We start from the raw sequence: 13,315 nt of genomic DNA on the forward strand, positions 1-13,315 counted from the left end.
GTTCCGATACCGAGAACCCTTCGGCACGACACCCACTGACGCCCAGCGAAGGATTGCACGTGGATCTGTACGAGTACCAGGCACGAGACCTGTTCGAGAAGTACGAGGTGCCGGTGCTCCCCGGCATCATCGCCGACACTCCTGAGGAGGCGAAGGCGGCGGCCGAGAAGCTCGGCGGCGTCGTGGTCGTCAAGGCTCAGGTCAAGACCGGAGGCCGCGGCAAGGCCGGCGGCGTCAAGGTCGCGAAGACCCCCGACGATGCGTACGAAGCCGCCAAGGCCATCCTGGGCCTGGACATCAAGGGCCACGTCGTCAAGCGCGTGATGGTCGCCGCGGGCGCCCAGATCGAGAAGGAGTTCTACTTCTCGGTGCTGCTGGACCGCGCCAACCGCTCGTACCTGAGCCTGTGCTCGGTCGAGGGCGGTATGGAGATCGAGCAGCTCGCCGTCGAGAAGCCCGAGGCCCTCGCCAAGGTCGAGGTCGACCCGCTGACCGGCATCGACGCCGCGAAGGCGCTCGAGATCGCCAAGGCCGGCGGCTTCGACGACGAGCTGGCGCCGAAGGTCGCCGACGTCTTCGTCAAGCTCTACGACGTGTACACCGGTGAGGGTGCCACCCTCGTCGAGGTGAACCCGCTCATCCAGGATGCCGCGGGCAACATCATCGCCCTCGACGGCAAGGTGTCGCTCGACGACAACGCCACCGAGGTGCGCCACCACGAGCACGAGGAGCTCGAGGACAAGGACGCGGCCGACCCGCTCGAGGCGAAGGCCAAGGCCTCCGGCCTCAACTACGTCAAGCTCGACGGCCAGGTCGGCATCATCGGCAACGGCGCGGGCCTGGTCATGTCGACCCTCGACGTCGTCGCCTACGCCGGCGAGAACCACGGGGGCGTGAAGCCCGCCAACTTCCTCGACATCGGCGGCGGCGCCTCGGCGACCGTCATGGCCGCGGGCCTGGACGTCATCCTGGGCGACCCGCAGGTGAAGTCGGTGTTCGTCAACGTCTTCGGCGGCATCACCTCGTGCGTGGCCGTGGCGGAGGGCATCGTGAAGGCGCTCGAGATCCTCGGCGACGCGGCCACCAAGCCGCTGGTCGTGCGCCTCGACGGCAACCAGGTCGAGGAGGGCCGCGCCATCCTCGCCGCTGCGAACAACCCGCTCGTGACCCTCGCCGCGGGTATGGACGAAGGCGCCGACAAGGCCGCCGAGCTGGCCAACGTCACCGCCACCGCCTGAGCGCCGACGAGAACAGGACTGCAGAGAAATGTCTATCTACCTCAACAAGGACTCCAAGGTCATCGTCCAGGGCATCACCGGCGGTGAGGGCACCAAGCACACCGCGCTGATGCTGAAGGCGGGCACCAACGTCGTCGGCGGTGTCAACGCGCGCAAGGCCGGCACGACCGTCTCGCACGTCGACAAGGACGGCAACACCGTCGAGTTGCCCGTCTTCGCGTCGGTCGCCGAGGCCATCGCCGCCACCGGCGCCGACGTGTCGATCGCGTTCGTGCCGCCGGCGTTCACGAAGGACGCGATGGTCGAGGCCATCGACACCGAGATCCCGCTCCTCGTCGTCATCACCGAGGGCGTCCCCGTCGGCGACACCGCCGAGGCGTGGGCGTACGCCAAGAGCAAGGGCAACAAGACCCGCATCATCGGTCCGAACTGCCCCGGCATCATCACGCCCGGCGAGGCGCTCGTGGGCATCACGCCGGCGAACATCACGGGCAAGGGCCCCATCGGCCTCGTGTCGAAGTCGGGCACCCTGACCTACCAGATGATGTTCGAGCTGCGCGACCTGGGCTTCTCCACGGCCATCGGCATCGGCGGCGACCCCATCATCGGCACGACGCACATCGACGCGCTCGCCGCGTTCGAGGCCGACCCCGAGACCAAGGCGATCGTCATGATCGGCGAGATCGGCGGCGACGCCGAGGAGCGCGCGGCCGAGTTCATCAAGGCGAACGTCACCAAGCCGGTCGTCGGCTACGTCGCGGGCTTCACGGCTCCCGAGGGCAAGACGATGGGCCACGCCGGCGCGATCGTCTCCGGCTCGGCGGGCACCGCGCAGGCCAAGAAGGAGGCCCTCGAGGCCGCCGGCGTCAAGGTCGGCAAGACGCCGTCCGAGACCGCCGCCCTCATGCGGGAGATCATCGAGACGCTCTGACGCCTCGCGTAGGGGAAGGGGGTGGATGCCGCAGCATCCACCCCCTTCTCCATCTCCATCCCCATCCCCGCGAGCCGCTATCCCGCGTGCGACCCGCCACGCGGCGGCCCGCCCGCGCGATAGCGGCTCGCCCGGGGCGTAGCGGCTCGCGAGGGAGGGGTCAGGTCAGGAGGAGCTCGATGGGGCCGCGGGCGAAGTAGATCAGGAAGCCGGCGGCGACCACCCACAGCAGGGGGCTGATCTGCCGTGCCTTGCCGGAGAGCGAACGCACGACCACCCAGCTGATGAAGCCCGCGCCGATGCCGTTGGCGATCGAGTACGTCATCGGCATGACCGACACCGTCAGGAACACCGGCAGCAGCACGCTGAAGTCGCTGAGGTCGATGTGCTTGACCTGCGCCATCATCATCGCGCCGACGATCACGAGGGCCGCGGCGGCGACCTCGGTCGGCACGATCGAGGTGAGGGGCGTGAAGAACATCGCCAGCAGGAACACGAGCCCGGTGACGACGTTGGCGAGGCCCGTGCGGGCGCCCTCGCCGATGCCGGACCCCGACTCGATGAACACCGTGGCCGACGATGAGGAGGTCGCGCCTCCCACGACGGCGCCGACGCCCTCCACGACCAGCGCGGACTTGATGCGGGGGAAGTCGCCCTTCTCGTCGGCGAGCCCGGCCTCTTTGGCGAGTCCGGTCATCGTGCCCATCGCGTCGAAGAAGTTCGAGAACACCAGCGTGAACACGAGCATGACGAGGGCCACGACGCCGACCTTGCCGACGTCGAATCCGAAATCGACCGCACCCAGGAGGCTGAGATCGGGAACGCTCACCGGCGACCCGGTCAGCGCCGGGATCGTCAGGCCCCAGCCGCCGGGGTGATCCGTCGCCGAGCCGAGGTGCCAGATCGCCTCGATGATCACCGAGACGACCGTCCCGCCCACGAGGCCGATCAGCATCCCGCCCTTGACCTTGCGGGCCACCAGCACGCCGGTGGCCAGCAGCGTCAGCACGAACATCAGCGTCGGCACCGACGCGACCGAGCCGCCGATGCCGAGCCCGACGGGCGGGGAGTTCGAGCCCGTCGCCGTGACGAAGCCCGAGTTGACGAACCCGATGAACGCGATGAACAGGCCGATCGCGACCGTGATCGCGAGCTTCAGCTGCACCGGGACGGCGTCGAAGATGAGCTTTCGCAGCCCCGTCGCCGCCAGCAGCACGATGATGACGCCGTTGATCATCACGAGGGCCATCGCCTCGGGCCACGTCACCTCGTGGATGACGCTGAAGGCGAGGAATGCGTTGATGCCGAGCCCGGCCGCGAACGCGAACGGCAGCCGGGTGATGAGGCCGAAGAGGATCGTCATGACGCCGGCGGTCAGCGCCGTGGCGGCCCCCACGGCGGAGAACGCGAGCTCGTTGCCGGCGATGTCGGCCTTGCCCGACAGGATGATCGGATTCAGGATGACGATGTACGCCATCGTCACGAAGGTGACCAGTCCGCCGCGGATCTCACCGCCGATCGTGGAGCCTCGTCGGGTGATCTCGAAGAAGCGGTCGAGTGCGCCGGTGGGCTCGGCGGGGGTGGGGCGGGCGGCGGACGAGGGTGTAGCGGGCATGGATCCTCCATCCAGAACCGTAGTGGATGCCGCCGCCCCGGCATCCCGCGCGTCCACCCGACGCACATGGTCGGGGTGGGTAGGGTCGAACGCGCATGAACCGCCTGCTCGTCCTCCTCCTCTCCGCCGTCGATGCCCTCATCGCGGCGGCCGTCGGCGTCGCCGTCGTCTTGGCGCCCCTCACCGTCTTCTGGGTCGTGGGGCTCGGCGGGACGGCGGACTGGGGCGCGCTGTGGCCGGCGGCCGTGCGCATCTGGCAACTGGGCCACTTCGTGCCGCTGCACGTCGTACTGGGAGACGAGTACCTCGTCGCGGCCGGCATCCCCGCCCAGGCGGCGACCTTCGTCGTCTCCCTCGCCCCGCTCGCGCTCGCGACCTTCACCGCCGTGTTCGCGGCGCGCTCGGGCATCCGGGCGGCGCGCTCCGGGTCGTGGCCCGTCGGCGTCGCCGCGGGATCGGGGGTCACCCTGCTGCTGGCGGCCGCGCTGTGGGCGACCTCGCGCACCCCGGTCGCGGCGGTCTACGGCTGGCAGGCGCTCCTGCTGCCGACGCTCGTCTTCGCCGTCCCCGCACTGCTCGGCGCCCTCGTCGAGGCGTGGCGCGGCGGCGACGACGGACTCGTGGATGCCGTGCGGGACCGGATCGACGGCGCCGACCCGCGCCGGGGGCATCCGTGGGTCGCCGCCGTCGCGGCATCCGCCCGCGGCACCGGCATCGCGGTGACGGGACTCGTCGCCGTCGGCGCGCTGCTGGTCGCCGTCGCGGCGATCGCGCGCGGCGGTCAGGTCGTGTCGCTGTTCGAGGCGGCGCACGTCGACGCGGTCGGCGGCGGCGTGCTCGCCCTGGGGCAGCTGGCCTATCTGCCCACGCTGATCGTCTGGGGCGCCGCGTTCGCGGCCGGTCCGGGCTTCGCCGTCGGTGCGGGCACCGCGGTCTCGCCGGCCGGCACGACACTGGGCGTGGTGCCCGGCCTGCCCGTGCTGGGTCTGGTCCCGGAGGGCTCGACGCCGTGGCTGTTCGCCCTCGTGCTCCTCGTCGTCGGCATCGGGTTCGTGGCCGGCGCGGCGGCGCGGGCGCGCCTCGCCGCCGACGGGGTCGCCGCCTCCGGCTCCGACTCCGCACCGGTGCGGCTGGCGGTGCTGGTCGCCGTGGTCGTCCTCGCCGCCGCCGCAGCGGCCCTGCTCGCGGCCTGCGCCTCGGGGGCGATCGGCCCCGGACGCCTCGACGAGGTCGGTCCCGCGGCCGGCCCGTTCGCGTTCACGGTGGGCGTCGAAGTCGCGGTCGGCGCCGCCATCGCGCTGTTCTCGCCGGCCCGCTCCCGAGAGGCCGCCGTCGCGCCGGTAGACTGACCGGGTGCTGACGGTCGCCGTTCTCATCTCGGGCACCGGCTCCAATCTCCGGGCCCTCCTCGAGGCCGCCGCCGACCCCGATTTCCCCGCGCGCGTCGTCGTCGTCGGGGCGGACCGCCAGGCCGACGGCTTCGCCCACGCGGAGGCTTTCGGCATCCCCACCTTCCTCGTGCCCTTCCGCGAGTTCGAGACCCGCGAGCACTGGGGGGAGGAGCTCGACCGTCAGCTCCGCGTCTGGAACCCCGACCTCGTGGTGCTCAGCGGACTGATGCGGCTGCTTCCGGCCGCCGTCGTCGACGCGTGGTCGCCGCGGCTCATCAACACGCATCCCGCCTTCCTGCCGGAGTTCCCGGGGGCACACGGCGTGCGCGACGCGCTCGCGGCCGGCGTCGCGCAGACCGGCGCCAGCGTCATCGTCGTCGACAACGGCGTGGACACGGGCCCGATCCTCGCGCAGGAGCGCGTCGCCGTCCTGCCCGACGACACCGAGCACACACTCCACGAGCGCATCAAGCCGGTCGAGCGGCGGCTGCTCATCGATGTCGTCCGCGCCATCGCCCGCGGGGAGCTCGAGCTCTCCGCGGTCCCCTCGTCCTGACAGATCCGAACCCGATCCACACCGAACACTGGAGCCCTGCATGGCCGGTCCTGCCGTCGATCCCGCCCTCTACCGATCCCGTGACCTCGTCCCCGTGCGGCGCGCGCTCATCTCCGTGAGCGACAAGACCGGTCTGCTGCCGCTGGCCCAGGCGCTGGATGCCGCCGGCGTCGAGATCGTGTCGACCGGCGGGTCGGCCGCGCTGCTGCGCGACGCCGGCATCGCGGTCAAGGACGTGGCGGAGGTCACCGGGTTCCCGGAGTCGCTCGGCGGCCGCGTGAAGACGCTCCACCCGAGCGTGCACGCGGGGCTGCTGGCCGACCTCCGCCTCGAAGACCACGAGGAGCAGCTGGGAGCCCTCGGCATCCTGCCCTTCGAGCTCGTCGTCGTGAACCTCTACCCGTTCGTGGAGACGGTCGCCTCGGGCGCCGTCGGCGACGCCGTCGTCGAGCAGATCGACATCGGCGGCCCGGCGATGGTGCGCGCCTCGGCCAAGAACTACGCCAACGTCGCGATCGCCGTCTCGCCCGAGTCGTATCCCGCGATCGTCGAGGCGCTGGATGCCGGCGGCACCTCGCTCGCGCAGCGGCGGGAGCTCGCCGCGCGCGCGTTCGCCCACACGGCGGCCTACGACCGGGCGGTGGCGACGTGGTTCGCCGAGGAGACCCTCGAGGCCGAGGGCGAGCTGCCGCAGCACCTGACCATCAAGGCCGAGCGCCTGGCGACCCTGCGCTACGGGGAGAACTCGCACCAGCGCGCCGCGATCTACACGCGTGCCGGTGCCCACGGCATCGCGCAGGCGGAGCAGCTGCAGGGCAAGGAGATGTCGTACAACAACTACGTCGACGCCGATGCGGCGCTGCGTGCCGCGTTCGACATGGTCAAGCCCGCCGTCGCGATCATCAAGCACGCCAACCCGTGCGGCATCGCGGTGGCGGCGCCCAACGCGCTGGATCCCATCGCGTCGGCGCATCTGCGCGCCCACGAGTGCGACCCGGTCTCGGCGTTCGGCGGCGTGATCGCGGCCAACCGCACGGTCACGCTGAAGATGGCCGAGAACCTGCGCGACATCTTCACCGAGGTGATCGTCGCCCCCGACTTCGAGCCCGAGGCGCTGGAGGTCTTCAAGCTCAAGAAGAACCTGCGCGTGCTGCGCCTGCCGGCCGACTGGCGCCAGGAGCCCATGGACGTCCGGCTGCTGTCGGGCGGACTGCTGCTGCAGGACGCGGACCGCTTCCCCGACGACATCGAGTCGGTCGCGAAGAACTGGGAGCTCGTCTCCGGTGAGCGTCCCGACAGCCCCGAGGAGATGGAGAACCTCATCTTCGCGTGGAAGGCCTGCCGCGCCGTGAAGTCGAACGCCATCGTGCTCGCCCAGGGCCTCGCGACGGTCGGCATCGGCATGGGCCAGGTCAACCGGGTCGACTCGTGCCGCCTGGCCGTCGAGCGCGCCGGCGACCGCGCGGCCGGCTCGGTCGCCGCATCCGACGCGTTCTTCCCGTTCGCCGACGGTCCGCAGGTGCTCATCGACGCCGGCATCCGCACCATCGTGCAGCCGGGCGGCTCGGTGCGCGACCAGGAAGTGGTCGACGCGGCCCGGGCGGCCGGGGTGACGATGTTCTTCACGGGGGAGCGCCACTTCTTCCACTGAGCGGCGCCGCCTCCGTCTGCCGGCACCGCCCGCCGACGCGGCTCCGAATCGATCGGATCCGTTCTCGCGATTCGCGCCGCGTCCGGCCACCATGGGTGTCATGGAAGACGTCGGGGCGCACGCCCGCGAGGGGCGGAGCCCGTCCGCGCGCGAAGCGCGGCGCGTGCTCGCGACCGTCTGCGGAGCGCTTGCGCTCATCTCGATCGACGTCACCGTGCTGCACGTCGCCGCCCCGACCATCGCTCGCGAGCTGCACGCGGACGACGCGGAGCTGTTGTGGATCATCGATGCCTTCCCGTTCGTGATCGCACCGCTGCTGCTGTCGGCCGGCGTGCTCAGCGATCGGTACGGGCGTCGACTGTTCCTGATGGCCGGGATGAGCGTGTTCATCCTCGGCTCCGCTCTCGGGGCTTTCGCGTGGACGCCCGCCGCGCTCATCGCGGCGCGCGTGGTCATGGCCGTCGGCGCCGCCGCGGTGCTTCCGCCCACGATGTCGCTGCTGCGCGTCGCCTATCCGGATCGGGAGCGGCGGGTGCGTGCCGTGGCGATCTGGTCGATGTCCTCGGCGGCCGCCGCCGCGGCGGGGCCTGTCATCGGCGGGTTCATCGTCGAGCACAGCTGGTGGGGTGGGGTGTTCCTCATCAACGTGCCGCTCGGCGGCCTCGTCGTCGTCGCGGCCGCCGTCTGGGTGACGGAGTCGCGGTCCGACCGCCCGGGCAGCGCCGACCTGGGCAGCCAGGGCCTCGCGATCGCCGCGGTGCTGACGGCGGCCGTCGCCGCGAACAGCCTGGCCGAGCATCACGTCGAGGTCTTCATCGGCGGGATGCTGGTCGCGGTCGCGTCGGGGTGGACCTTCGTCGCCCGACAGCGACGGCTCCGACGCCGCGGCGAGCAGCCCATGCTCGACGTCGCGCTGTTTCGCAACACGGCTTTCTCCGTGGGCCTCGCCGCCATCGCCGTGGCGATGTTCGCCCTCGTCGGGCTGGAGCTGCAGTTCGCCCGCTACCTGCAGCTCGAACGCGGGCTCACGCCGTTGCACGCCGCCGTCGCCCTCGTGCCGCTGGCGCTGGCGACCATCGTCGGCGCGTTCCTCTCGCCGCGGGTCCTCCGGCGATGGGGACACCGCACGGCCCTCACCGCCACCTTCGCCCTCGCCGGCGGGGCGTTGGCAGCGCTGGCGCTCTGGGGCGAACCCCTCGACCTCGCCGTGTTCGCGGTGTCGACGGCGCTGGCCGGGCTCAGCATCGAGATCTCCGCCGTCGCCGCCAACGACCTCATCATCTCCTCCGCCGGCGTGCACGAGGTCGGTGGAGCCGCCGCACTGGAGGAGATCTCGTACGATCTCGGCGGCGGGTTCGGAACCGCCCTTCTCGGCGCCGTCGCCCTGACCGGTGCCAGCGCATCCGACGGCTTCCACACCGCCGTGATGACCTCCGCCGTGCTCCTGATCGGCGCCGGCATCGCCGCGGCCGGGGTGCTGCGTCGACCGCGCACGACCCCGTGAGCCCGCGCGGGGCGACGGGGGCGGCACGCGCCGGGCGCGTCGGACTCGTCCGGTGGCAGGATGGAGGCCCGCGGCGCGTCGGGTGCGCGTCATGCACGCGTGTGCGGGCGGGCGAGGAGGGGCGGGGCGATGATCATCGACAGACCGACGGGCAGCTTCGACGGCGCCGACGACGCGAGCGAGCTGTCGTCCTTGACCGCGACGTGGGGTGACCTCTGGGCAGACGCCGAGCCCGCCGGGGATGCGCTCCGACGCGCGTATCCCGATCGCTGGCTTCGGTTCCACACCCTGCCGGACGGCGCGCGGCCGGCGGCCGACGAGGACGATCGCGCGGAAGTGCGTCGTCGACAGCAGGAGGTGCTCTCGTACCTCCTGCGCGGGGAGCCCTCCGCCAGCCTGGTCGCGATCGCCGAGGACTGGGGCGCGCCCGACGGGGCTGCCGGGTGGAGCGCGGCGGCACTGCCGGCGCGACGGGCCTGGCGGCGGGGGCTGCCCCCCGATCCCACGACGGGCGACACGGTCGGGTACTTCTGGGCAGACACCGCTGTGCGCCGTGACCGCGCGGACCTGCTGCTCGAGCTCGCGGCGACGGGCGACGCCCATGTCGTGATCGCGATGCCGCACCTCGCGTGGCTGCTCGCGCCGTACGACGGCGGGATCGATGTGTTCCTGATCGACCCGCAGCGGCGGGAGTCGCTTCGGGCGTACGGTGCCCGGTGGCTCTCGCCCCGACCGGACGGCTTGTGACGCCGCGGTCTCGCCGGTGGCCGGCGCCGTCGCGGCGGCGCCGCGGCCGGCCGCTAGAGTGAGGGAACTTGGGGAGGGAATGCGCATGTCGGGTGCGAGCGTGGGACATGTCGGAGATCGGGAACGGCGCCCGCGCAGGCGGCTGAGCGTGCAGTCGCGTCTGCTGATCATGCTGTTGGCGGTGGGCATCGTCTCGGCCGGCGTGGTCGGCACGATCGGCTACATCAGTGGCCGCGACTCCCTCCAGGACGCGATCATCGACAAGCTGACCGCCGCGCGCGAGCTGCGCGCCGGTGAGGTCTCCGCGCTGATCGGCGAGATCCAGCGAGAGGCGTCGCTCGCGACCGACAACTCCAGTGCCCGCGAGGCGTCGATCGCCCTGAACGCGGGGTGGGCGGCGCTGGCGTCCGCGACGGTGACGCCGGCGGAGCGTGCGGCCGTGGAGGACTACTACCGCGGCTCCTTCCTCCCGGGGCTGGAGAAGCGGACGGGCGAGCAGTACACGGATGCCGCGTTCCTCCCGGACAGTGCCGCGGGCGCCTACCTGCAGTACTGGTACACGCGGCAGGGCGGCGGGTCCTCGGCATCCCTCGAGCTGAAGGATCCGGGCGACGGCAGCGCCTACAGCGCGGCGCACGCATCCGCGCAGGGCTACTTCGCGAATCTCGTCGAGACGGTCGGCTACCAGGATGTGCTGGTGATGAACCTCGACGCGGACGTGGTCTTCAGCACGTACAACACTCCCGCGCTCGGGACGAGCCTCGACGAGGGCCCGTTCCGCGACAGCAGACTCGCCGAGGGCTACCGGAAGGCGATGGCGACCAACTCGGTCGACACCGTCGTGACGACGGACATCGAGTCGTGGGCCCCGGCGCAGGGTGCGGCGACGATGTGGGTCGTCTCTCCCATCGGCGACGAGTCCGGTGTCACCGGGGCGATGGCCCTGCAGATCCCCGTGTCGTGGATCAACGACGTCACCACCGGGTACCAGCAGTGGACGACCCAGGGTCTGGGCGACACCGGCGAGGTGTACCTCGCCGGTACGGACGGCCTCATGCGGTCGAACTCGCGAGAGCTGATCGCCTCGCCGACGACGTACGCCCAGGGGGTGATCGAGAACGGGACCTCCGCCGCGGATGCCGAGCGCATCGTCGAGGTCGGCGACTCGACGATCCTGCAGAGCGTGGACCAGGAGCCCGTGCGCCGTGCGCTGGCGGGGCAGTCGGGAACGATGATCTCGGGGCAGTACATCGGCGCGGAGAGCATCACCGCCTACGGGCCGGCGAACATCGAAGGACTCGACTGGGTCGTGGTGGCTCGGATGGAGACGTCCGAAGCGTTCGCGCCGGTCGCCGACTTCACCCGCACGCTGCTGCTGTCGGTGCTGGGGCTGACTCTCGTCATCAGTGTGCTGTCGCTGCTGCTTGCGCAGGCGTTCACCGCGCCGCTGCGCCGGCTCGCGGAGGCGGTTCGCCGCGTGGCCGGTGGCGACTACGGTGTGCGGGTGGCGGTCGGCGGGGCCGACGAGATGGGCGAGCTGTCGAGCGATTTCAACGAGATGGCCGCGGGCCTGCAGATCAAGCAGGATCTCATCGATCGCCAGCGCGAGGAGAACGAGCGGCTCCTGCGCACCCTCATGCCGGACAGTCTCGCGGCGCGCTACCGCGAGGGCGAGCAGACGATCGCGGAGCAGCACGAGGACGTGGCCGTCGTGTATGCGGAGTTGATGGGTGTCGACGACTTCTCCCGCGCGCTCGACGGTCAGCAGGAGACTCACGCGCTCAACGAACTCATGCGTGGCTTCGAGGAGGCGGCGGAGCGCGTCGGCGTGGAGTCGGTGCGCACCCTTCGCGGCGGCTACCTCGCCAGCTGCGGGCTGACGATCCCGCGCGTGGACAACGCGCGTCGGGCCGTCGAGTTCGCCCTCGAGATGCACACGCACGTCCGACGGTTCAACGAGCGCACCGGATCGCGTCTGGAGCTTCGCGCCGGTGTCGACACCGGCGCGGTGACGAGCGGCCTCGTCGCCCGTTCGAGCCTCGCCTACGACCTCTGGGGTGACGCCGTCGACCTCGCCAGCCGCGTCCGACGCGCCGTGGATGCGCCGGGTGTGTACGTCAGCGACGCGGTGCACGACCGGGTGCACGGCCTCTGGGAGTTCACCGAGGTGGGTGCCGTGGACGCCTCCGGGCGGACGAGCGCGGTCTGGCGGGTCACGGAATGATCCCCGTGCTCGCCGAGGGGTGGGTGTGGTGGGCCGCCGCGCTCGCCGTCGGCGTTCCGCTGGTCCTCGTGGCGCTCACCGAGATCATCGGCGTGCTCCGCCGGCGTCGGAACCCGGCCGTGCGGCCGTTGCTGCTCCTGCGCAACGCGGTCGTCCCGGTGGCGGCCCTCGTCGCCCTGCTCGCGTTCGCGACACGGTCGGATCAGGACCTCATCTGGGTGAGGATCGTCGGCACGCTCCTCGGCTTCCTGCTCATCCTGCTCCTGCTGAGCGGTCTCAACGTCGCCCTCTTCTCGTCCGCGCGCGAAGGCACCTGGCGGGAGCGCGTGCCGACGATCTTCGTGGAGATCGTGCGGCTCGTGCTCGTCGTGGTCGGGCTCGCGATCCTCTTCCAGGTCGTCTGGAACGCCGACATCGAGGGCTTGATCGCGACCCTGGGCGTCACGTCCATCATCGTGGGCCTCGCCCTGCAGAACGCCGCCGGGGGCATCGTCTCGGGCCTGCTGGTGCTGTTCGAGCAGCCGTTCAAGCTCGGCGACTGGATCGACACCGGCGGGGCGGCGGGCCGGGTGGTCGAAGTCAACTGGCGTGCTCTTCACATCGACACCGGCTCGGGACTCCAGGTGATCCCCAACGCGACGCTCGCCGGGGCGTCCTTTCGCAATCTGAGTCGACCGGCCGGGCCGTTCACCGTCGTCGTCCCCGTCGTGTTCGCGCCGGGCGATGCGCCGCACGAGGTGGCGGCGCTGCTGCGCAGTACCGCCGACGATCTGCCGATGAGGCTGGCGGAGGTCCCCTCCGGCGTGCAGTACGGCGGCGCCGGCGCCTACACCGTGGAGATCCCGGTCGCCGCGCCGAGCCAGTCGGACGAGACCATCGCGGCCTTTCTCGGACGCCTGTGGTACGCCGCACGGCGACATGGACTCGCCCTCGACAAGGTCGCACCCGATACGGCCGCGACCGAGAACCGGCTCCGCACGGTGGTCGACGACGTCGCGCGCGCCCTCCACCTCGATGCGGAGCTGCACGAGGCGGCGCTCAGCGCGTGCCGGGTGGAGCAGTACGCGCCGGGGGAGTACCTGGGTCGTGCGGGGGTCGTGCCGTCCGCGGTGAGCTACCTCGTCGAGGGCGCGGCGCGGCTGACGGCTCCGACGCGGCGCGGCGAGGTCGCCTGCGGCGACCTCCGCGACGGGGAGTTCGTGGGAACCGCCGCGGTGACGCGCGAGCCGGCTCTCGTGACCGCCGTCGCCACGGCATCCACGACGGTGCTCGTGCTGCCCGCCGAGCTCATCGCCCGGATCATCCGCGCCCATCCCGTCTTCGCGTCCGAGCTCGGAGCCGACCTCGAGCTGCGGCGGGCCCAGGCGGCCCGCGCCGCCGGCGGCCGTGCCGGCGTCGCGCCGGCCTGATCCCGCGCGCCCGGCGGCGGGGCGGCCGGCGCGGCCGTCGCTGCCGTGT

The 13,315-nt window shown here is 71.7% G+C and carries 10 protein-coding genes; 9 read left to right on the top strand and 1 reads right to left on the bottom strand.

Translation table 11 applies throughout. The features are described 5' to 3' along the window. Positions 1-59: 59 nt before the first annotated feature. The gene (gene sucC / locus L0965_RS09210) at positions 60-1,238 is read left to right on the top strand and encodes an ADP-forming succinate--CoA ligase subunit beta (RefSeq protein ID WP_101306808.1); all 1,179 of its coding nucleotides are present in this window, start codon (positions 60-62) and stop codon (positions 1,236-1,238) included. Between the two features lie 28 nt (positions 1,239-1,266). Then, positions 1,267-2,169 carry a succinate--CoA ligase subunit alpha gene (sucD, locus tag L0965_RS09215; protein ID WP_060960724.1) on the top strand — a complete coding sequence of 301 codons (903 nt, stop codon included), beginning with the start codon at positions 1,267-1,269 and terminating at the stop codon, positions 2,167-2,169. Positions 2,170-2,329: 160 nt separating this feature from the next. Here sucD and L0965_RS09220 read toward each other — a convergent pair whose 3' ends face one another. Continuing rightward, positions 2,330-3,784, bottom strand: coding sequence for an NCS2 family permease (locus tag L0965_RS09220; protein WP_060960725.1), 1,455 nt, complete (start codon positions 3,782-3,784; stop codon positions 2,330-2,332). Between the two features lie 95 nt (positions 3,785-3,879). On the opposite strand from L0965_RS09220, the gene L0965_RS09225 reads away from it, so the two are divergent. The 7 genes from L0965_RS09225 (at position 3,880) to L0965_RS09255 (ending at position 13,266) form a co-directional block, all read left to right on the top strand. Continuing rightward, on the top strand, positions 3,880-5,133 hold the full coding sequence (locus L0965_RS09225; protein WP_101306807.1) for a DUF6350 family protein: 1,254 nt from the start codon (positions 3,880-3,882) through the stop codon (positions 5,131-5,133). A 4-nt stretch (positions 5,134-5,137) separates the two neighbouring features. Beyond that, on the top strand, positions 5,138-5,731 hold the full coding sequence (purN, locus tag L0965_RS09230) for a phosphoribosylglycinamide formyltransferase (protein WP_061781853.1): 594 nt from the start codon (positions 5,138-5,140) through the stop codon (positions 5,729-5,731). A 40-nt stretch (positions 5,732-5,771) separates the two neighbouring features. Then, entirely contained in the window at positions 5,772-7,382 is a 1,611-nt protein-coding gene (gene purH / locus L0965_RS09235; protein WP_061781852.1) for a bifunctional phosphoribosylaminoimidazolecarboxamide formyltransferase/IMP cyclohydrolase, read from the top strand. Positions 7,383-7,482: 100 nt separating this feature from the next. Further along, positions 7,483-8,886: an MFS transporter gene (locus tag L0965_RS09240; protein ID WP_157831638.1), complete on the top strand. Its 1,404-nt coding sequence runs from the start codon at positions 7,483-7,485 to the stop codon at positions 8,884-8,886. A gap of 129 nt (positions 8,887-9,015) precedes the next feature. Next, a complete protein-coding gene (locus tag L0965_RS09245) occupies positions 9,016-9,633 on the top strand; it encodes a hypothetical protein (RefSeq protein WP_101306805.1) in 618 nt (205 codons plus the stop codon). 148 nt (positions 9,634-9,781) lie between these two features. Then, entirely contained in the window at positions 9,782-11,857 is a 2,076-nt protein-coding gene (locus tag L0965_RS16760) for an adenylate/guanylate cyclase domain-containing protein (RefSeq protein WP_198553636.1), read from the top strand. Beyond that, positions 11,854-13,266: a mechanosensitive ion channel domain-containing protein gene (locus L0965_RS09255; protein ID WP_101306803.1), complete on the top strand. Its 1,413-nt coding sequence runs from the start codon at positions 11,854-11,856 to the stop codon at positions 13,264-13,266. Before L0965_RS16760 ends, L0965_RS09255 begins: the two co-directional genes overlap by 4 nt. Positions 13,267-13,315 lie beyond the last annotated feature (49 nt).

Source organism: Microbacterium sp. NFH-22A-Y, assembly GCF_021401375.1.
In the GTDB taxonomy this organism is placed as follows: Bacteria; Actinomycetota; Actinomycetes; order Actinomycetales; family Microbacteriaceae; genus Microbacterium; species Microbacterium hominis.